Origin of the sequence: Halomonas sp. JB37 (assembly GCF_002332255.1) — a bacterium.
Lineage (GTDB): Bacteria > Pseudomonadota > Gammaproteobacteria > Pseudomonadales > Halomonadaceae > Vreelandella > Vreelandella casei.
The window spans coordinates 3,144,645-3,164,941 of sequence record NZ_NRGW01000001.1 but is presented as its reverse complement, the minus strand read 5'-3'; the positions used below and the strand labels follow the sequence as shown (position 1 = coordinate 3,164,941).

Genomic DNA, 20,297 nt, shown 5'->3' with positions numbered 1-20,297 from the left:
TCTTTCTGAATGGCCCAGTACGTTGAGTGACTTAGTTTGTTGATGACCTAGTACGTTGATGACTTAGTACGCTCGCCATCCCGACGCTAATACTTAGAGGCAATACCCATGCGACTGGCACACTGGGCAGTCAATGCCCCTTTACGACCCTTGCTGTTAGCGGTATTCACCGCTTCTTTTGTGCTGCCTGTTCAGGCGGCTGATCTCATCACGATTACCCGTGATGCGTTAGATAATAACGCAGCACTTTCCTCTGCGCGCTCTGAGTATCTGGGCGTTGAAGCAGGCCGAGACGTTGCACGGGGTGCACTGTTACCTCAAGTTAATGCGACGGGTAATGTGGCGCATAACCAACAGTACGAAAGTCACGGAAGGTCTGGAATAGGTTCGGGCGCTGGTGATGTTGGATCGGGGGGGGCACAGCTTGGTAACGTCGGTGCGAGTGATGACCGTTACAACACGGTGTCGCTTCAGCTTGAAGCCACTCAGGCGCTATTTGATGAAGTGACTCGCCAACAGTTTACTCAGGCCGAACGACAAATTGATCAGCAGGTTTATCTGCTGGCAGCCACTGAACAACAGCTGTTGATTGATGTGGCTAGTGCCTATTTCGAAATTCTGCGCGCTTACGAAGTATTAGAGGCGCGTTTTGCTCAAGAGCGGGCGATTGGGCGTCAGTTGGAGCAAGCCGGTGAGCAGTTCGAAGTGGGCTTGATTGCGATTACCGAAGTAGAAGAGGCGCGCGCTACATTCGATCAGTCACGTGCGGATCGCATTGCCGCAGAAAGCAGTCTGCAGGTGGCTTTTGAAGCGTTAGAGCAGCTTACCGGCCAGCGCTATGCCAGTATCGACGCGCTGGGAGACAGTATGCCGATTGCGCTTCCTGAGCCCAGCAGTCGCGACTATTGGGTAGAGCAAGCCATTGAGCGCAACCCGCAAGTATTAGCGCAGCAGGCAGGCATTGAAATTTCACGCAGTGGTGTGGACATTGCCCGGGCTGGACGTTTGCCAACTGTTCAGGCGTTTGGTAACTATCAATTCGCTGATAACGATATTGACGGCACTACCGGCTACGATTCGTCTAGCCAGGTGGGGGTGAGTGCCAACCTACCTCTTTATACCGGCGGCAGCACGAGCGCCAGGATTCGCCAAGGGACCTACCAACTGGAGAGCAGCCAGTATGATTTCGAGTCCCAGCGTCGGATGTCTATCCAGCAAGTGCGCTCGCTCTATACCCAAGTCAGTAATGATGTAGAAACGGTTGAAGCGCGTCAGCAGGCCATTGTGTCGAACCAAAGCGCGCTAGAAGCAACCCGCGCGGGCTATGAGGTGGGCACTCGTAATATTGTGGATGTGCTGAATGCTGAGCAGAACTTGTACAACGCTATCGCTAATTATGCTGAATCTCGCTACAGCTATGTGGTGAATTTGCTCTCGCTGCGTCAGCAGTCGGGGCTATTGGATGTGGATGCCATTGAAGACCTCAATAATTGGCTAACGGGCGATGAAGTGAACTTTACCTTGCCCGAAAGCGGCGGTGATGACCGCTACCAGCGCGCACTCGACATTGGTGCACCGCCCCAGCCTGGCCGGTAATAACGCCAGGTCGAACGTGAATTAGGCGCGAACCTGCTATCAGTCGATCTTAAAAAGATACATGGGAATTGAAACGTATGAAGAAAATGATTCACTCAAACAGAGCGAGTCTGGTGACGCTGGTAGCCGCGCTGGCACTTGCTGCCTGTGGTCAAGAACAGGCTGAGGCCCCGGAGCAGAGTCAGCAAGAGGCGCCTGCGCATAAAGTGGCAGTGGCAGAGATGGCTCGTCAAGATATAGCGCTGAATAAATCGTATCCTTCGCTGTTACGCAGCGATAACGAAGTCACTCTCGTCGCGCGAGTGAATGGTTCTCTGGAAGAGCGTCATTTCGAACCCGGGCAAATGGTAGAAAAAGGCGACCGTCTTTATACCATTGAGCCGGATCTTTATCAGGCCACCGTCAATCAGCGCGAAGCCGATTTACAAAGTGCGCAGGCTCAACTGTCTCGCGCTCAGCGTGATGCCCAGCGTTTTGAGCAACTGCTGAGCCAAAACTCGGTGAGTCGTCAGCAGTATGACCAAGCGTTAGCCGACCAGCGCGTTGCCCAGGCAAGCGTGGCACAAGCAGAAGCGGTATTGACCAGCGCCAATCTAGACCTAGGCTATTCCCAGGTGACCGCGCCCGTCTCGGGCATGATCGGCTTGAGTCAGATCAACGTGGGCAATGTGGTGACGTCTGGCACGGAGCTTGCCACCATCACACCCCTGGACCCGCTAGAGGTGCGCTTTCAACTGCCCCAGCGCGATGCTTTTGAGCTGCGTCGGCAGTTGAGCCAGGGCGGTGATCCTTCTGATATCCGCGCCCGGTTAAGCATTCCCGGTGTGAGCGGTGGCACTGACTCTGAGCTTGAAGGGCACTTAGACTTTCTTGGTTCGCGAGTGGATAGCGGTACGAGCACGGTACAAGCATCCGCCACGTTCGAGAATCCTGAGGCTACCGTACTACCAGGTCAGTTTGTACGCGTTAGCATTGAGGGCTTAAAGCGCTTTGATGTTATGGCCGTGCCTGAAATTGCCGTTACTCAGGGCTTAATGGGCCCGCAGGTACTGGTGTTGGATGACGAGAACAAGGCTCGCGCACAAACGATCTCCTTAGGTGAAGTGGCAGGCCCGTGGCAGCTGATTCGCGAAGGGGTTGAGCCAGGTGATCGAGTGATTGTCGGTGATCCTGCCGGTTTATCACCGGGTATGGCGATTGACCCGCAGCCGTTCGATGGTGATGCGGCAGCCGTTGTTGAAGATGTTGAGCAGCAAGAAGCACAAGAGCAGGCTGAAGCAGCACAAGCAATGGAAGCGGGTGCTGCCGATGGACAGCCCGCTGAAGGAGAAGAGGGTGCGCAATAATGAACTTCTCTAACTTCTTCATCAGCCGCCCGATATTTGCCACGGTACTGGCAATTATCGTGACGCTGGTAGGCGTTATGTCCATGCGAGTGCTGCCTATTGAGCAGTACCCTAGCGTGGTGCCGCCTACCGTGTCGGTGCAGGCGCAGTTTCCTGGTGCCGACGCAGAAACCGTTGCCCAAACGGTCGCGGCACCGCTAGCAGAGGCTATAAACGGCGTTGAGGACATGCTGTACATGACCTCAAACAGCGCTGATAACGGCATTATGAGCCTGAGTATTGCGTTCAATATCGGCACCGATGGCGACATTAATACCATTAACGTCAATAACCGTGTGCAGGGTGCGCTGTCGCAATTACCCGAGGCCGTGCAGCAGCAAGGCGTTACCGTCGAGCTGCGTTCAGACTCTATTTTGATGTTTATTGCGTTGACCTCACCCAATGGGGACTATAACAACGTCTATATGCAGAACTACGCCACGCTCAATATTCTGGATGAACTGCGCCAAGTGCCGGGTGTGGGTAATGCGGAAGTGCTGGGTGGCGGTGAGTTTGCCATGCGTATTTGGATGGACCCAGACAAGCTGGCTCAGTACGACATGACGCCTAGTGAAGTGGCCAGCGCTATTAGGTCGCAAAATACAGAAATCCCAGCGGGTAGCTTGGCATCCACGCCCCAAGGCGAGCCGCGTGCTTATACGTATACGATTACCGCAGGCGGCCGACTGAATAATGTGGACGACTTCCGCAATATTTACTTGCGCACCAATAGCGATGGTTCGTCACTGCGCTTGGAAGACGTGGCACGTATCGAACTCGGGGCGTCTTTCTACGGTATTGACGCGCGCCTGAACGGCTCTACGATGACGCCGATTATCATCAACCAGCAGCCTGGAGCCAATGCATTAGCGACAGCTAATGGTGTGCGCACCACTATGGATGAGCTCGAGAGCCGTTTCCCACCAGGGCTTGAGTATGTCGCGCCTTATGACACTACGCTGTTTATTGATGCCTCGGTCGAGACGGTTCTACACACGTTTATTGAAGCCTTTCTGATCGTTATCGTCATTCTGTTTATATTCTTACAGAACTGGCGCTTTACCGTGATTGCGATGTCGGTGGTGCCGGTCGCCGTGGTAGGTACTTTTGCCGGTTTCTATCTACTTGGTTTCTCAATCAATCTACTGACGCTGTTCGCGCTGGTGCTATCGATAGGTATCGTGGTTGATGACGCCATCTTGGTGGTTGAAAACGTCGAACGTGTACTCAGTGAAGAAGAAGATATAAGCGTTCGCGATGCTACCATCCGAGCAATGAGAGAGGTCGGAGGGCCGGTCATTGCGACATCGCTGATTATGGCTGCCGTGTTTATCCCCGTTGCTTTCCTGGGCGGATTTACCGGGCAGATTTATCAGCAGTTTGCGATTACCGTGGCCATTTCCGTCGCGCTATCGGCAGTCATGGCGCTGACCTTTACGCCGGCGCTCTCCGCGATCTTTATCAAGCACAAAATCGCAGGGGCGGGTGAGTCTAAATTTAAACGTGCCTTGAATACGCCTTTGCGCCTGTTTGATCGCATGTTCGCCGGTATCACTGCCGCCTACATGTGGGTGGTGAAAGGTTTGGTGCGTCTATGGGTGTTGGCATTAGCGCTCACAGTGCTGGTCGGCGTTGGCTCTTACTGGCTTTACGCCAATACGCCTTCAACGCTGGTGCCAGAAACCGATCAGGGTATCGTGTTGGTGAGCGTGTCGCTGCCGGATGCCGCGTCGCTTGATCGTACCCAGCGTTACATGGAAAAGCTCAGTGCTGAAATTGAAGCGATTCCGGGCGTTGAGTATTCCTCAGCTATTGCGGGTTACGACATTCTGTCGAGCGCAGTGAATACGGCTCGAGGGATCATTTTCGTCAACATGAGCACTTGGTCTGAGCGTGATCTGACGGCCAGTGGCCTTGTCGGGCAAATCATGCAGCTGGGGGCGAGTATTGACGGTGGCTCTGCCATGGCGTTTAACGTGCCGCCGATTATGGGTCTCTCGACGACCGGCGGTTTTACCGGTTACCTGCAGTCGTTTGATGGTGCATCAACGCGGGAGTTGTATGATGCATCGCTGCAAATTATGCAGAAGGCCAATGAACATCCTGCTTTAAACCAAGTGTTTTCAACGTTCAACGTTAACGTGCCTTCGTACCGCGCGAACATTGATCAGCAGAAGGCCTTGAGTTACGGCGTGTCACTGGGGGATATTAACTCAGCACTAGGCAATACGTTTGGTAACGGTTTTGTGAACTACTTTAGCTATCAAAACCGTAATTTCCAGGTGTACCTGCAAAACGAAGATGACTTCCGTAAGACGCCAGATGACGTTAGCAGCGTGTATGTGCGCGGCGGTAACGGCGAGCGTATACCGCTTTCCGAATTCGTCGAACTTGAGCGCCAAACGGGGGCTGCCGTGGTATCTCGCTTCGGTGTTTATGCAGGCGCCCAGTTCCAGGGTAATCCTGCGCCCGGCTACAGTTCTGCTCAAGCGATTGAAGCGATGGATTCAATCGTACAAGAGACGCTAGGCACTAACTGGGGGATGGGCTGGACCGGTACTGCTTATCAGGAGGCCAATCTAGGTAATGCGGCTACTATGGCGATCGTGTTTGGTATGCTGATGGTGTTCTTGATACTCGCGGCCCAGTATGAAAGCTGGTCACTGCCGCTGGCGGTACTAACGGCGACGCCTTTTGCTTTCCTTGGCAGTATCGGGGGCATTGTACTGCGTGGCCTAGACACCAGCGTGTATGTGCAAATAGGTATGCTGGTGGTCATAGGGCTGGCGGCGAAGAACGCTATCTTGATCGTCGAGTTCGCTGAACTTCAGCGTAAAGAGCATGGTAAATCAATCCGTGAAGCGGCGATTATTGCGGCAGAACTGCGTTTCCGCCCGATCGTTATGACCTCGCTAGCGTTCATCTTTGGTACTCTGCCGCTGGCGCTAGCCACCGGCGCCAGCGATGTGAGCAGTCATCACATTGGTACCACAGTTGCGATGGGTATGCTTTCTGTCGCTACGCTGGGCAGCCTGTTTATTCCGAGCTTTTACGCCATGATTGCGACAGCGTCGGATTGGCTAGGCCGTAAGACGCGAGGGCATAAGCACGAACCCTCCAAGCCAGCGCTTGAGCACAATCAAGACTAATTAGCCCCCTGAACGATGGGTAAGCAATAAACGGGCGTCACTTTCGGGTGATGCCCGTTTTTTTATCTGACGAAAATAGCCTGAAAAGTGGTACTAAAAAGCTAATGTAGACTAAGCTTTAAATAATAATACATCGCCGGCTAAGTATCGGAGGAGCGCCACTATGGAACATGTACTGCACGCTGCCATGCAATTTCCGAGCATTGTGCTCGTTGTCTTACTCGGGTTACTGGCGTTCTACTGGCTATTAGTGCTGATTCGAGTAGCCCCGCTAGATTTATTTGAACGTGATAGCTTAAAAGAAGACCACCTCGCCAGCACGCTGGTCTCGCTAGGCTTTGCCGGTGTGCCTGCCATACTGGCATTGAGCGTTATTTTGGCTATTTCAGCGGCGCTCACGTTGACGATAGAGCTATTAGTCTTGCGCTGGCTGCCACTTGGCTTAATACGTATTCCGGTGGGCGTACTGGTGTTGTGGTTGTCAATGGTCGCTGCTTCCCCTATCGCCGCATCGATTTGCCACGCGCTACACCGTGGGTTGCACCGCTATCGTCCGTTTACTCGCCGGTGCTTGTTGGGAGAAACCGTGGTGGTGACTGAGCGCCAAGGCCGCGGTGAGTTGGCATTTGCAGTGATTGATAATGAGCCGAACAGCGCAGTAACGCTGCATAGCAAAGAGGGGACGTTGCCACTTCAAGGCGAGCGTCGTGTGCTGGTGAAGTACCTGCCCTCAGAGGGCGCTTATCGGAGCGTGTCAGAGCAAGACTACCTAGAAACACGCGTTCATTTGAACAAGCTGCGGCTCAACCGAAAAAAACGCCACTCGGCGCCGTACTCTACTTCGCATTGATAGCAAGCAGCTGGGCGCATTGCCTACAAGCGTCGCTCAGCTATTGCCACCACTTCCGCCACTGCTGGGTTAGCCACTGAGTGATAGTAGGGCTAACCTTGGTCGCTTGAGTTTGCTTGTTGGGTACTACATCAGCCTTTGCAGCCCGTATTAAAAAGCGCTCAATGGGCATGACCTGTTCAGGTCGGTCTAGCATGGGGGCGTGCCCGCAGTTAGGTACGCTGAGTGTCACAAGCTGCATTAAGAGTGGCGTTAAATAATTAGCGCTGCATCATGCGGATGGAAGTATCGATCATTTCTCCACCGCGTTCCCGAATCGAATAAGCACCGGGGTTGCGTAGCCAGTCGTGGAAGAGACCACCTAGCATTGACTGCATCATCCGCGTGGCAACGGCCGGCGAGAGGTCTTCACGCAACAGCTGCTGCTGTTGCGCGATTTCAAACACTGACAGCATTTCATCGAAACACTCATTACCAATTTTATCCTGCATTTCGAGCGGGTTGATATCACTGAAGAACTCGCAGCGATGCAGCAAGATTGACAGTATGCGCTGATATGAGGGCTGTTCAATACGAGCCAAGCCGGCATGGCAGGCTAAGCGGATGGACTCAAGGGGCGATTTTCCCGCCTCGGTTTTCTCCACTTCTTCCATGAGCGATTGAAAGGGCATGCGGACTTGTTCGACAAGCGCCATGAACAAATCGCCCTTATTTTTAAAATGCCAATAAACAGCGCCTCGAGTAAGGCCTGCATGGCGAGCAATTTGTTCTAGTGATGTGCGTGCCACGCCTTTGGCAAAAAACACCTCTTCGGCAGCCTCTAGCAGTGCTTCCCGAGTGGCAGCAGCTTCAGCTTTAGTTTTTCTTGCCATGGCGCGCAACCTTATGATCGAAACGTAATGGTCACATTTTAACCTAAGCTGGCTGATATTTACATTCAAAACTGTATGGATAATTCAGCTATCGCATAGAGAGAAGGGTTAGGCTCGTTATTTTGCAGCGTCAGGCGTATAAAAAGGCAATGGAATGGATCCGTATTCACTGAGACAGCGTGAAGCATCATCGTTAAAACAGGACTTTAAGCATGCCGCGAGCACCTTTTCAACTGGGCGAGCACACCATTATGCCCGGCCAGCGTTTACAAATAGATGTGCCAGTCGCGCGTTTATATACCCATACGCCGCTTCATATCCCTGTGGAGGTCGTGCACGGGCGCAAGGATGGCCCTGTTTTGCTGGTTTGCGGTGGTATTCATGGCGACGAAATCAACGGCGTGGAAATTGTTCGCCGGGTACTGCGCGCCAAAGCGATTAATGGCATTCGTGGCACACTGATCGCAGTGCCGGTGGTCAATGTATTTGGTTTCTTACAGCAAACGCGCTATTTGCCTGATCGGCGTGATCTTAACCGCTGCTTTCCGGGCAGTGAGTCAGGCTCGTTAGGTGGTCGGATTGCCGCTTTATTTCGCGAACAAATTGTTGATCACGCCACGCATATTATTGATCTGCATACCGGGGCGATTCACCGTACGAACCTGCCGCAAATTCGTGCACAGCTGCGCCCAGGCAGTGAAACCGAGCGCATGGCAGATGCTTTTGGCGCTCCCGTGGTGCTTAACGCTGAGCTGCGCGAAGGTAGCCTGCGCCACTACGCGCAGAGCCGTGGTATTCCAGTATTAACCTATGAAGCCGGTGAAGCGCTGCGCTTTGATGAGTGGGCGATTGCACCCGGTGCCCGCGGTGTACTGCGCGTTATGCGGCGTTTAGGCATGTTGGCCGGTGAGCAGCGCCGCCGCACGCCAGCGCCTGCTGAACTGGCCAACGGCTCAAGCTGGGCAAGGGCGCCTATCGACGGTATTTTGCGCCCCAAGGTGCGCCTAGGCGCGCGCGTTGCCAAAGGTGAGGTGCTGGGCAAAGTGGCCGACCCTTTTGGCAATGAAGAGGGCGAAGTACGCGCGGTGGCAGATGGAATTGTGATTGGGATGAGCCGCTTGCCGCTGGCTAACGAAGGTGAAGCGCTATTTCATATTGCCCGTTTCGATGAAATTGAGGAGGCTGAAACGGCCATCGAAAGCTTTAACTCAAGCTTGGTACCGCCCACGGATTCTTTTTCTTTTTAGCTGCCTATACATAAAAGCTATTGGTTTGATAGAGAAGTGATAGCCGCCATACATGGAAAGTTGGCGGCTGATTGGCTATACCTAAGGGTGGGCTTTGTTAGCGGCTACATTGATAACAATGAAAATTAATAGCCAAGCTTTCATCGTACTCGAACGAGTGGCGGTCAAACGCCACGTCTACCGTGACATGGAGGAAAAGCGATGACGAGCGATAAACCTAAGCACACCACAACGGATGCGGGCATACCGGTTAGCAGTGACGAACATTCGCTCTCAGTCGGGCAAGATGGCCCTATTGTGATGCACGACCACGCCCTGATGGAGCAAATGGCGGCGTTTAACCGTGAAATGATCCCTGACCGTCAGCCGCATGCCAAGGGCAGTGGTGCTTTTGGGCATTTTGAAGTCACCCACGATGTTAGCAAATACACCAAAGCCAAGTTTCTGCAGAAAGGCACTAAAACCGATGTGCTGATCCGCTTTTCGACGGTAGCAGGTGAAAGCGGTAGCCCTGATACATGGCGTGATCCACGCGGTTTTTCGGTGAAGTTTTATACCGAGGAAGGCAATTTCGACATGGTGGGTAATAACACCCCAGTGTTTTTTGTGCGTGATCCCATGAAGTTTCAGCACTTCATTCACTCACAAAAACGTCGCGCCGATAACGGCCTGCGTGACCATGATATGCAGTGGGATTTTTGGACGTTGTCACCTGAATCGGCTCACCAGGTAGCTTGGTTAATGGGAGACCGTGGCGTGCCGGCGACATGGCGGCATATGAATGGCTACTCTAGCCATACCTATATGTGGGTTAATAATGAAAGTGAGCGGTTCTGGGTGAAGTATCACTTCAAAACCGACCAGGGCATCAAGTGCATGACTCAGGAACAAGCGGATAAAATGGCCGGCACCGACGCCGACTATCATCGCCGTGATCTATTTGAAGCCATTCAGCGTGGCGAGCACCCCACCTGGACACTGCAAATGCAGATCATGCCCTTTGAGGATGCCAAAACCTATCGCTATAACCCCTTTGATCTCACCAAGGTGTGGCCCCACGACGACTATCCATTGATGGAAGTGGGTAAGTTAACCCTTAACCAAAACCCCACCGACTTCCATACCCAAATCAATCAGGCCGCGTTCGAGCCTAACAACATGGTGCCGGGCACCGGCCTTTCACCCGACAAGATGTTGCTGGCGCGTTCTATCTCGTATGCCGATGCACATCGGGCGCGTTTGGGCGTTAACTACAAGCATATCCCCGTCAATATGCCCATAAGCCCAGTCAATAGCTATACCCAGGGTGGTGCCATGCGTATGCATCACGCGACAGACCCTGTCTATGCGCCGAACAGCAAAGGTGGCCCTAAAGCCGATGTTGAGCGTTTTCCAGAAGATGCCGTATGGGCCACCAGCGGTGAGTTGGTACGTGCAGCTTATACGCTGCGCAAAGACGATGATGACTGGGGTCAGCCCGGTACGTTAGTTCGCGATGTAATGGATGATGCCGCGCGTGATCGTTTAGTGTCCAACGTCGTTGGGCATCTTTCAGGCGGCGTCAGCGAGCCAGTGCTTGAGCGTGCGTTTGAGTATTGGCGCAATATCGACCAAGACGTAGGTGATCGCATCGCTAAAGGCGTGAAAGGCGGCCAGCCGTAATGCTGTAAATACTCGGCCCGCCGCCTGAACGTTGGTCGCTAAACAGGCATGGGGGCGGGCTGGGTGTCTTCGGTCTCTGGCTCACGCACTAAGCTTAATGCTTCATCAAATAGGCGCAATCCTGCGCCTTCTTTATGCGCGTGTTCTGACAAATGACGCCGAAACCGCCTTCCGCCTGGGCAACCTTGAAACAGGCCCAGCAGGTGGCGGGTAATATGATTCAGCTTGGCGCCTTCGTCTAAGCGCTGCTGAATATAAGGCCGGAAAGCGTTCGCGGCATCCAAGCGGCTCTCCGCCGGGCCTTTCTCACCAAACAGCTGCTCATCAACACCGGCCAGTAGCCACGGGTTTTGATACGCCTCGCGGCCCACCATAACGCTGTCCACAAGGGTGAGCTGCTCTTGGCATTCGGCGAGTGTTTTAATCCCGCCGTTAATACCGATATGCAGTTCAGGGCGGCTCTGCTTTAAACGATGAACTCGGGGGTAGTTAAGCGGCGGTACATCACGGTTCTGCTTAGGTGATAAACCTTGTAGCCACGCCTTACGGGCGTGAACGGTAAATACCTCGCAGCCAGCGTCAGCGACAATCGCAATAAACCGCTCAAGATCTGCGTCTTCATCCTGATCATCAATGCCAATACGGCACTTCACCGTGACCGGAATAGACACCGCCGCCTGCATTGCCCGCACGGCGTCCGCTACCTTTTCGGGGTAGCCCATCAAGCACGCGCCAATCATGTTGTTCTGCACGCGATCGCTTGGGCAACCCACGTTCAGGTTCACCTCATCATAACCCCACGCCTCAGCAACCGCCGTGCACTCCGCCAGCTCACCGGCATCGCTGCCGCCTAGCTGCAGCGCAAGCGGGTGCTCCACCTCGTTATAGCCTAAGAAGCGCTCACGGGGCGTCCCGTGCAAAATCGCACCAGTCGTGACCATCTCGGTATACAGCAGCGCACGCTTGGTTAGTGTGCGGGCAAATGCTCTGTAGTCGCGGGTCGTCCAATCCATCATGGGGGCCACAGAAAAAAGCCGGCCCCGATCTGCACTGTTTTCTTTAATTAAATTAGTCATTTAGTAATGCTTTGGCCGCACGGAATGCAGCATTATTGCCTCTTTAAGCCGTAATTAACGCATTGGGTGTGTCTACAGTGTACCAAGTAAGGATACTGGGCGAGGTCCCAAAAAAACTGGGTACATTTTGAGATCTTTTCAGCAATGGCGCTTTGTATACGCGCCATTGTACGTAAGAAAGGGTGCCCAGCACAGAGCAAGGGATACCGTTAATCTAGGGCGTTGAGGAGGGCTAATTGATCTTCAAAGGGTATTGGGCTTGCTGTTTTGCGGCAAGCCCGCTTTACGCATTATCTTGTAGAACAAAGTATTTGTCGTTGAGGTGGGTTATCCACCAGCAAACGACATTGCTTGGTCTGCTGCCATGCCGCAGGCGCGTTCGCCGACTTGGTCGCCTAAGGCGCTTAAGTTGAAGGATTCACCGTCGCCTTGAAGCATACCAGACAGGCCCTCTTGGTAGCTTTGGTTTTCTTCCGGCTCAGATTCAAGACCTAGACGTGACATAACCTGACTTTTGGCGATATCTGCATTACTACCTAAATACCCGTTTTCCTGACAATAGCTTAAAACGCCGGTGAGGTTCTCAAGATTAGCGAAATTGAACGAGCCACTTGAAAGTGAACTTAATAGGTTGCTGCTGCCTCCGCTGGAAGCCATATTGCTTGCGCGATCAGTTACGCTATTGATATCGAAAGCGTATGCTTGGCCCGCTAGAAGTATGCTTACTAATCCTGTGGTTGCGATAGATTTAATGCGCATAGCCATATAGTTCTCCGATCATATTGAAAATTCTAAGGTTGGTTATGTTTGATGGACATTTCGAACCGAGGAACAGTTCCATCATGCTAACCTACTGGTGACCCATGATGGTGTGATTCGACTGCTTTGTCGTGAAGTGCTGACCATGGAGAATGTTGATGTGGGCGGCTATGGTTATCTGGTACTGCGAATTGAGGCGGGCCAATATCAAACCCTGGAGAAGCATGACATCGCTTTTTAGACACGCTAATAACAAAAAAACGATGCCGGTAAGTTCTTCCTCTGCTTGAGTGAGCTAGTGGTTAGTGGTTAGTGGTTAGTGGTTAGGGGTTAGTGGTTAGTGTAGGCATCTGTACTAAACGTCGCATTATGTGCATTAAGCCGTAAACACCGCATATACCATCTGCAGGGCCAGCCCCATCAGCAGGAAGGCGAATACTCGTTTGAGTAGCGCCACGGGCAGCTTGTGGGCGAGCTTTGCGCCGATAGGTGCCATGAGGATGCTGAAGGGCGCCATTAATAGAAAGGCGGGCAGATAAACAAAGCCTAGCGTTGCGTCGGGTAGGCCCGAAACGCCCCAGCCATTGATGATGTAGCCAAGAGCACCCGCCAGCGCGATGGGTAAGCCTACGGCTGCCGAGGTACCTATGGCGCGGGGAAGCGTGACGTTGCACCAGGTGAGGAAGGGGACCGTCAGCGAGCCGCCGCCGATGGCGACCAGCGCCGAAATGCCGCCGATACCTAACCCCACTCCGCTTACGCCAACGGGGCTAGGCAGGCTGCGGCTGGGTTTAGGCTTAACGTTTATCAGCATTTGAATCGACATCAATACCATAAAGCAGGCGAAAAAAATCGCCAGGCTGCGAGTAGGAATAAGTGCGGCAACAAAGGTTGCAAAAAAAGTACCCGCTAATATGCCTGGGGTAATAAAACGCACGATATCCCAGCGAACCGCCCCGTGCCGATGGTGGGAAAGTAAGCTTGCGGTGGAGGCTGGGATAATAGCCGCCATAGCGGTGCCTAGGGCTAAGTGGGCAAGGTGCTCATGAGGCACGCCTTGAAGCACGAATAACGAGGTGAGAATCGGCACCATAATGCCGCCGCCACCGATGCCTAATAAGCCAGCCATGAGGCCAACAAAACCGCCCAAAGCCACATATGCCACCCACCAAATGATATCCAAAGCTGCTGCTCCTGAAAGTGTCTTGTTAGCACGATAAGCACATTGTACCGGAAGTAGAGCGTGCCGCGGATTCAAAAAGGCGTATTCCGCTGTGGCGGCCGCTATGCAGTGGTAAGCTGCAGGCTAGGTAACGTTTTGGGAGTTCGTATGGGCAATATAATAAATCGCGCTGGCGTATTGATCGTGTCTGCTGCGCTACTGGCTGGCTGTGGAGAAACTGAGCCGCCGGCCAGTGACACGGTAGCGACTGCGCAGCCTGAGCAAGCACCCCCTGAGTCATCCGCGGTAGAAGAAGACGTTGCGCCGCTTATTGTCGAGCTATCTACACATGTATCGCTGCGCACCGATCGGCGCTTAATGGTCGAGGGTGAAAGCAATTTGCCTGACGGTACTCAGGTACGAATTATTGTCGAACGTGAGATCAGCCGAGTGCGCTGGCAAGCACGCACCCAGGTAGAAGGCGGGCTATTTTCAGCGGGGCCATTTGGTTCAGGTAGCGGATTACCCGATGGTGGTTACGACGTGCGTGTTGATGTTTCAGAGGGCAGTGTTCAACCCGTCGCGGTACAAGCAATCATTGGTCACAATGGCCAGCACCTGGCGGGAGAGCTTGTCAGTCAATCCCGCCATGGGCTGGGCCAAGTGGCCACCTACTCACGGCGCTTTTTGGTAGGGAGTGAACCAAGACGCACGCGTGACCAGGTGGAGGTGCTAGAGAGTCCGGGGAGGTAGACGCTTTAGGCAGGATGCCAGTGGGCTAACAGTACTGCGTGGATGGCAGTATCGCTTGGAGCCTTGGCGAAGTGCTCGATCACGAAACGATCGTCGCGCTGTACAACGTAATGACCCGCTTTGTGGAATACATGCGTTGGGCCAAGCAACAGTAAATCACCCGGGGTGGCCGGTGAAAAATCTGTATCAGGACCCGGCGTGGTCATAACGCACGGTGCTTTCCAATCAATCGTCATGGGCAGGTGATTGGGGACTCTTATTTTCGTTGCTTGTACCTGTTCCCAGGGGAGTGGGCCGGTATGCGTCAACGTTAAAAGCTCAGGAGCACTATCACCTTCTAAGAGCGTTGCCAGGGAACAGTCAAGGGCATCAGCAAGCGCAACTAAGCGTTCGTGACCGATCTGTTTGATCGCCCCGGATTCCCAATAAGAAATGGTGACATCTGACACGCCAACTTTGCGTGCCAGCGCTGCTTTGTTGAGCTTGGCTCGAAGCCGCAATTGCTTTATTCGTGAGCCTAGCGATTCCATTTCATCTTCCTGTTGAATGAGCTAACAAGCTCGTTGAGTTCCATCCACTAAGAATAGTGGCACTATAACCAAGCGTTATATCTTAACTCACTCTTGAGATGCTCACTCAAGATGTTGCTGCAGTGCCGTATTAATCGATCTTTACTTAGCACGTATTAAGGGACATGCAACATTGAGCCCACCTTATGACGCTTTTGGACGCCAATTGTTCCCTGCGCGACGCTGTAGGTTGTGGCTAAGGTGGGTATAATATGGCCATGCATATTTGCCATAGGACGTTTTCATGACCGTACGTACTCGTATCGCACCTTCTCCCACCGGGGATCCACACGTTGGTACGGCATACATAGCGCTTTTTAATCTATGTTTTGCGCGTCAGCATGGCGGCCAATTTATTTTACGTATTGAAGACACGGATCAAGTGCGCTCCACGCCTGAGTCGGAGCAGATGATTCTCGACTCCTTGCACTGGCTGGGCCTTGAATGGGACGAAGGCCCTGATGTCGGTGGCCCTCATGGCCCGTATCGGCAGAGCGAGCGTGGCGAAATTTACGCGCAGCATGTTCAGCAGCTCTTAGACGCGGGGCATGCGTTTAAGTGCTACCGCACCAGTGAAGAGTTAGATGACCTGCGTGAGGCACGCAAAGCGGCGGGTATGCACTTGGCATTGAAATCCGCTGACTTAGCGCTCGATGAGAGTGAGCTAGCGCGCCGCCGGCAAGAGAACTGGCCTTTTGTGGTGCGTATGAACGTGCCTGCTGAAGGTGTTTGCGTCGTCAATGACATGCTGCGTGGCACTATTGAAGTGGATTGGGCCCAGGTCGATGCACAGATACTGCTTAAGTCAGATGGCATGCCGACCTATCATTTGGCTAACGTTGTCGACGACCATTTGATGGGCATTACTCACGTACTGCGCGGTGAGGAGTGGATTAATTCCGCACCTAAGCATCAGTTGCTGTATGAGTATTTTGATTGGGAAATGCCGGTGCTGTGTCATATGCCGCTGCTACGCAACCCTGACAAATCTAAGCTTTCTAAACGTAAAAATCCGACGTCGATTAATTATTATCGCCGTATGGGCTTTTTGCCCCAGGCCGTTACCAATTATTTAGGTCGTATGGGATGGTCAATGCCTGACGAGCGTGAAAAATTCAGCTTGTCAGAAATGATCGCTGATTTCGATGTGACGCGTGTGTCGCTGGGTGGTCCGGTCTTTGATTTAGAAAAATTGACGTGGCTGAACGGTGTTTATATCCGTGAAGACTTGGATGACGATGCATTGTTGAAAGCGCTGCGCGAATGGGCCTTCAACGAAGCGTACGTGAAGCAAATCCTGCCTCAGTTGCGGCCCCGGGTCGAAACGCTTTCCGAAGTAATGCCGCTCGCCGGTCATTTCTTTGCAGGCCAGCCAGCGTTAACAAAGCATTCATTTGATAGCGTGAAGCTTGATGAAGAAGAGCTGGTTAAGCTGCTTCAGTTCCTTGTTTGGCGCTTTGAGGGCGTTTCAGCATGGGATAAAGAGGCGTTGCTTGACGAGGTAAAAACGCTGGCCGAGCATTTTGAGTTGAAAATGAAGGTGTTCCTCGCGCCGGTATTTATTGCTATCACTGGCAGTACTTCCAGTACCTCGGTGATGGATGCGATGGCGATTCTCGGCTCTGACATTACTCGAGCCCGCTTGCGTGGTGCCATTGACGTGCTAGGCGGCGTTTCGAAAAAGCAGGCCAAGCGTTTTGAAAAAGAGTTTCGTGATATTGCGTAACAACTCATTAAGATAGCCATGGCGAAAGCGCCTGTTTTTGTCACTGATCTTGTCAGAACTAAATAGACGTTTTCGCTGTTGACCAAGATGATCATAATCAGTATTATACGCTCCGTCTTCGCGACATGTGGGGCCTTAGCTCAGCTGGGAGAGCGCAACACTGGCAGTGTTGAGGTCAGCGGTTCGATCCCGCTAGGCTCCACCATCTTGATTCGTGAATTCACGTAGTAATGTCCCATTCGTCTAGTGGTCTAGGACACCGCCCTTTCACGGCGGTAACAGGGGTTCGAACCCCCTATGGGACGCCATCAAATCGATATCCCCTGATTCCTGTTTGTTTTTTCTAGCAATGAGTCTCCTCATTTGCTGGTTTTTGGCATCTCTGTCGTTCACAGAAAAGCTACAAATCGATCTTTTTTAGACGATTTTATGCTTGACTTGTCCACTTTTTCTGATCCCTTCTAAAAGTTGTGCACAACTCGTTGTTGTTGACGCAAAAAACTTGAACATAACTTTAAAATGTTAAAAAACAACAACTTACAATAGGTCAAAAAATGACCAATTTAAGGTTGGCCCACTGTTCATGGCGATTTCGGGACGTTTTGTAGTGGTTGTGAACAGGGTTATCCACAGATAGTGTGGAAAACATTTTTCTGGATGCTAGCCCTCAAAAGTCAAGCGCTATTGATGCTTAAAAGTGCCTTAATCGCGTGGCCCAATAGTCTAATGCCGCTGGCTGAAAAAGATGATGGACTATGCTGCTTAGCAGTCGCAATGGCTGTTGCGTTAACGGGCGAAAGGCGGGCTCTAAGAGGCGATCGTGTTAAAGGCGTTAGCCGGTAGCGATTCATCCTGCATAGCCTCTGGTGAAAAGAAGGGCTTGAATGTCGGGTGGTGGGATCAGCTCATGCGAAAAAGGCCACCCGTAGGTGGCCTTTTTCGCATTGCTATCAACCTAGCAGAGGTCGATTTATTTTTGCTGGCTTATTTCGTTGGGTAGTCACGCTTATCGTGGCCGATATACAGCTGGCGCGGACGACCGATTTTGTAGCTTTCACTGAGCATCTCGTGCCAGTGTGAGATCCAGCCAACGGTGCGGGATACCGCAAAAATCACGGTAAACATATTGGTTGGAATGCCCATCGCTTTCAAAATGATGCCAGAATAGAAATCAACGTTCGGATACAGCTTTCGCTCAATGAAGTATTCATCTTCCAGGGCGATCTGTTCCAGGCGCTTGGCGATTTTGAGCTGTGGGTCGTCAGCCATGCCTAGCTCGGCGAGTACCTCGTCACAGGTTTCTTTCATCACCTTGGCGCGCGGATCGAAGTTGCGATAAACGCGGTGACCGAAGCCCATTAGCTTGAAGGGGTCTTCTTTATCCTTGGCCTTATCAACAAAGCGCTGGATATTCTCTTCGGAATCGTCACCAATTTCGTCAAGCATTGCTAGTACGGCTTCGTTGGCACCGCCGTGAGCAGGGCCCCACAGTGCAGCGATGCCGGCGCTAATGCAGGCGAACGGGTTGGCGCCTGTGGAGCCTGCAAGGCGTACTGTCGAGGTAGAGGCATTTTGCTCGTGGTCCGCATGCAGCATGAAGATGCGGTCCATGGCTTTCGCGTATACCGGATTGATCTTGTACTCTTCGCACGGGTTGCTGAACATCATGTAGAGGAAGTTCTCTGCATAGCTCAGGTCATTGCGCGGATAGTTGAACGGTTGGCCAACGTTATACTTGTGTGACATGGCCGCCAGCGTCGGCATTTTCGCAATGAGACGGATGGCACTAATCTCGCGGTCTTCTTGCTGAGTGATGTCCATATGGTCATGGTAGAAGGCCGCTAAGCCGCCTACAACGCCGCACATAATAGACATCGGGTGCGCGTCACGGCGAAACCCTTTGAAGAAGTTATTAATCTGGTCATGAACCATGGTGTGATTGCGAATACGTGATTCAAAATCTGCGTACTGCTCTTCACTGGGCAGCTCGCCAAATAGCAGGGTGTAGCTAAGCTCAACAAAATTGGATTCTTTGGCCAGTTGATCAATGGGGTAGCCGCGATGCAGCAGTACGCCCTGACCACCATCAATATAGGTAATGGCAGACTGGCAGGAAGAGGTGGCCATAAAGCCGGGGTCGTAGGTGAACAGGCCTTCAGCACCGAGCTCACGTACGTCGATGACGTCGGGGCCAAGTGTGCCGGAGTACATAGGTAGCTCGATCGGTTTGTCGATGCCGTCTACCGTCAGTGTCGCTTTCCTGTCAGCCATGCAGGCCTCCTTTCGAATTCGGGTTGGGACGTAAAGTCATTGCTGCGCATGCCGCGCCGGCGAAAAGGCCTGCCCACTATAGAAGTGTGCGACATTTTGTCAATTATCCGATGCGCTAGGCGTAAGCTGTGCAGATATAATTGTTGTGAATGGTTTTTGTATAAGATTGAAAAAAGCCTACAATATGTGAAGGCGTCAAAAATCACGAATAGATTATCATAGTACGTTAACAAGCTTATCAATCTGCTAATCTATGGACACTATAACCATGCTGCAGCGCAAAATCGACTCGGTCTAAACGGATTTTTTTCCTACAGAGTCGACTTATGCCTGAGTTCGGTTTGTAAGCGAGGGCGAAGGTTCTTATAATCCACGGCGCGCGACCGGCAGGTAGGTGGTCGTGCCCGACTTGGCAACGGCCGAGCCCCTTCCAGCAACCACTGCCCGCTCGGGCCATGCCCGACCTGTCGCAGAGCGGGCCAAGAGAGTGTGTATAAAGCCGTGAATAGCAAACGACCCGTAAACCTAGATCTATCTACAATACATTTCCCACTACCGGCATTGACGTCGATCACACACCGCATCACGGGTGTCATCCTGTTCGTTGGCCTGATTTTCGCTTTTTGGGCGCTAGGTAAGTCATTGTCATCTCCGGCGGGTTTTGACGCCGTTAGCAATGCGTTAGCCAATAATTTCTTGGCTAAGTTCATTGCTTGGGGGCTGTTGTCCGCCTTGGCATTCCATTTTGTCGCCGGTATTAAACACCTGCTGATGGATGCCGACATTGGTGTGACCCTTGAGGGTGGCGTGAAAAAGGCCCAGATCACCGTCGTGGTCAGTGCCGTTCTGATTATTTTGGCAGGAGTTTGGGTATGGTAACTAACATCACTAGCTTTGGCCGTAGTGGGCTTTCTGACTGGCTGATGCAGCGCGTATCCGCAGTGATTCTGGCTCTTTATACGGTCTTTATCGTCGGCTTCTTGCTGTTTAATCCGAACCTTGATTATTACGCATGGAGCGGCCTGTTCAACCAAACGTGGATGCGAATTTTCTCGCTATTGGCCTTTATCGCCATCGCGGCACACGCCTGGATCGGCCTGTGGACCGTAACCACTGACTATCTTAAGTCTACTTGCCTGCGCATGGGTGCCCAAGCTGTCATTATTTTGGGTATTTTCGTGTATTTGGTGTGGGGCATTCAAATTCTGTGGGGAGCTTGA

18 protein-coding genes and 2 tRNA genes are annotated in these 20,297 nt (G+C 52.5%); 13 read left to right on the top strand and 7 right to left on the bottom strand.

The genetic code is table 11. From position 1 onward, the window contains the following. Positions 1–108: 108 nt before the first annotated feature. The 4 genes from CIK78_RS14700 (at position 109) to CIK78_RS14685 (ending at position 6,980) form a co-directional block, all read left to right on the top strand. A complete protein-coding gene (locus tag CIK78_RS14700; protein WP_096281482.1) occupies positions 109–1,596 on the top strand; it encodes a TolC family outer membrane protein in 1,488 nt (495 codons plus the stop codon). Between the two features lie 77 nt (positions 1,597–1,673). Further along, positions 1,674–2,942 carry an efflux RND transporter periplasmic adaptor subunit gene (locus tag CIK78_RS14695; protein ID WP_096281480.1) on the top strand — a complete coding sequence of 423 codons (1,269 nt, stop codon included), beginning with the start codon at positions 1,674–1,676 and terminating at the stop codon, positions 2,940–2,942. Then, positions 2,942–6,130 carry an efflux RND transporter permease subunit gene (locus CIK78_RS14690; RefSeq protein WP_096281477.1) on the top strand — a complete coding sequence of 1,063 codons (3,189 nt, stop codon included), beginning with the start codon at positions 2,942–2,944 and terminating at the stop codon, positions 6,128–6,130. The genes CIK78_RS14695 and CIK78_RS14690 overlap by 1 nt, the downstream gene beginning before the upstream one ends. Positions 6,131–6,293: 163 nt before the next feature. After that, positions 6,294–6,980 carry a hypothetical protein gene (locus CIK78_RS14685; RefSeq protein WP_096281475.1) on the top strand — a complete coding sequence of 229 codons (687 nt, stop codon included), beginning with the start codon at positions 6,294–6,296 and terminating at the stop codon, positions 6,978–6,980. A gap of 40 nt (positions 6,981–7,020) precedes the next feature. On the opposite strand, the gene CIK78_RS17885 is transcribed toward CIK78_RS14685, so the two are convergent. Together CIK78_RS17885 and CIK78_RS14680 are read right to left on the bottom strand one after the other, a co-directional pair. Next, positions 7,021–7,176 carry a hypothetical protein gene (locus CIK78_RS17885; RefSeq protein WP_176483407.1) on the bottom strand — a complete coding sequence of 52 codons (156 nt, stop codon included), beginning with the start codon at positions 7,174–7,176 and terminating at the stop codon, positions 7,021–7,023. A gap of 64 nt (positions 7,177–7,240) precedes the next feature. After that, positions 7,241–7,852, bottom strand: a complete 612-nt coding sequence (locus CIK78_RS14680; protein ID WP_096281473.1) for a TetR family transcriptional regulator — start codon at positions 7,850–7,852, stop codon at positions 7,241–7,243. Positions 7,853–8,064: 212 nt separating this feature from the next. Here CIK78_RS14680 and CIK78_RS14675 point away from each other — a divergent pair, with 212 nt between their 5' ends. Together CIK78_RS14675 and CIK78_RS14670 are read left to right on the top strand one after the other, a co-directional pair. Then, positions 8,065–9,099 (top strand): succinylglutamate desuccinylase/aspartoacylase family protein, encoded by a 1,035-nt coding sequence (locus CIK78_RS14675; protein WP_096281471.1) that lies wholly within the window; start codon positions 8,065–8,067, stop codon positions 9,097–9,099. Between the two features lie 201 nt (positions 9,100–9,300). Next, on the top strand, positions 9,301–10,761 hold the full coding sequence (locus tag CIK78_RS14670; protein WP_096281469.1) for a catalase: 1,461 nt from the start codon (positions 9,301–9,303) through the stop codon (positions 10,759–10,761). Between the two features lie 38 nt (positions 10,762–10,799). Here the strand turns inward: CIK78_RS14670 and dusA are convergent, their stop codons facing one another. Both dusA and CIK78_RS14660 read right to left on the bottom strand, forming a co-directional pair. After that, a complete protein-coding gene (gene dusA, locus CIK78_RS14665; protein WP_096281467.1) occupies positions 10,800–11,837 on the bottom strand; it encodes a tRNA dihydrouridine(20/20a) synthase DusA in 1,038 nt (345 codons plus the stop codon). A 327-nt stretch (positions 11,838–12,164) separates the two neighbouring features. Continuing rightward, positions 12,165–12,602, bottom strand: coding sequence for a DUF2501 domain-containing protein (locus CIK78_RS14660; RefSeq protein WP_096281465.1), 438 nt, complete (start codon positions 12,600–12,602; stop codon positions 12,165–12,167). A 106-nt stretch (positions 12,603–12,708) separates the two neighbouring features. Here CIK78_RS14660 and CIK78_RS18105 point away from each other — a divergent pair, with 106 nt between their 5' ends. Next, the gene (locus tag CIK78_RS18105; protein ID WP_255249108.1) at positions 12,709–12,837 is read left to right on the top strand and encodes a hypothetical protein; all 129 of its coding nucleotides are present in this window, start codon (positions 12,709–12,711) and stop codon (positions 12,835–12,837) included. Positions 12,838–12,972: 135 nt separating this feature from the next. Here CIK78_RS18105 and CIK78_RS14655 read toward each other — a convergent pair whose 3' ends face one another. Further along, entirely contained in the window at positions 12,973–13,779 is an 807-nt protein-coding gene (locus CIK78_RS14655) for a sulfite exporter TauE/SafE family protein (protein WP_096281463.1), read from the bottom strand. Positions 13,780–13,926: 147 nt separating this feature from the next. Here CIK78_RS14655 and CIK78_RS14650 point away from each other — a divergent pair, with 147 nt between their 5' ends. Then, positions 13,927–14,511, top strand: a complete 585-nt coding sequence (locus CIK78_RS14650; protein WP_096281460.1) for a hypothetical protein — start codon at positions 13,927–13,929, stop codon at positions 14,509–14,511. A gap of 5 nt (positions 14,512–14,516) precedes the next feature. On the opposite strand, the gene CIK78_RS14645 is transcribed toward CIK78_RS14650, so the two are convergent. Then, positions 14,517–15,041, bottom strand: a complete 525-nt coding sequence (locus tag CIK78_RS14645) for a helix-turn-helix domain-containing protein (protein ID WP_096281458.1) — start codon at positions 15,039–15,041, stop codon at positions 14,517–14,519. A gap of 283 nt (positions 15,042–15,324) precedes the next feature. On the opposite strand from CIK78_RS14645, the gene gltX reads away from it, so the two are divergent. The 3 genes from gltX (at position 15,325) to CIK78_RS14630 (ending at position 17,114) form a co-directional block, all read left to right on the top strand. Beyond that, positions 15,325–16,806: a glutamate--tRNA ligase gene (gene gltX, locus CIK78_RS14640; protein WP_096281456.1), complete on the top strand. Its 1,482-nt coding sequence runs from the start codon at positions 15,325–15,327 to the stop codon at positions 16,804–16,806. Between the two features lie 129 nt (positions 16,807–16,935). Then, a tRNA-Ala gene (locus CIK78_RS14635) sits at positions 16,936–17,011 on the top strand. A 27-nt stretch (positions 17,012–17,038) separates the two neighbouring features. Further along, positions 17,039–17,114, top strand: a tRNA-Glu gene (locus CIK78_RS14630). A gap of 676 nt (positions 17,115–17,790) precedes the next feature. Here the strand turns inward: CIK78_RS14630 and gltA are convergent. Further along, positions 17,791–19,077 carry a citrate synthase gene (gene gltA, locus CIK78_RS14620; protein WP_096281452.1) on the bottom strand — a complete coding sequence of 429 codons (1,287 nt, stop codon included), beginning with the start codon at positions 19,075–19,077 and terminating at the stop codon, positions 17,791–17,793. Positions 19,078–19,578: 501 nt separating this feature from the next. Between gltA and sdhC the strand changes: the two genes are divergently transcribed. After that, positions 19,579–19,956 carry a succinate dehydrogenase, cytochrome b556 subunit gene (sdhC, locus tag CIK78_RS14615; protein WP_217990287.1) on the top strand — a complete coding sequence of 126 codons (378 nt, stop codon included), beginning with the start codon at positions 19,579–19,581 and terminating at the stop codon, positions 19,954–19,956. Continuing rightward, positions 19,950–20,297: a succinate dehydrogenase, hydrophobic membrane anchor protein gene (gene sdhD / locus CIK78_RS14610; protein WP_096281448.1), complete on the top strand. Its 348-nt coding sequence runs from the start codon at positions 19,950–19,952 to the stop codon at positions 20,295–20,297. The genes sdhC and sdhD overlap by 7 nt, the downstream gene beginning before the upstream one ends.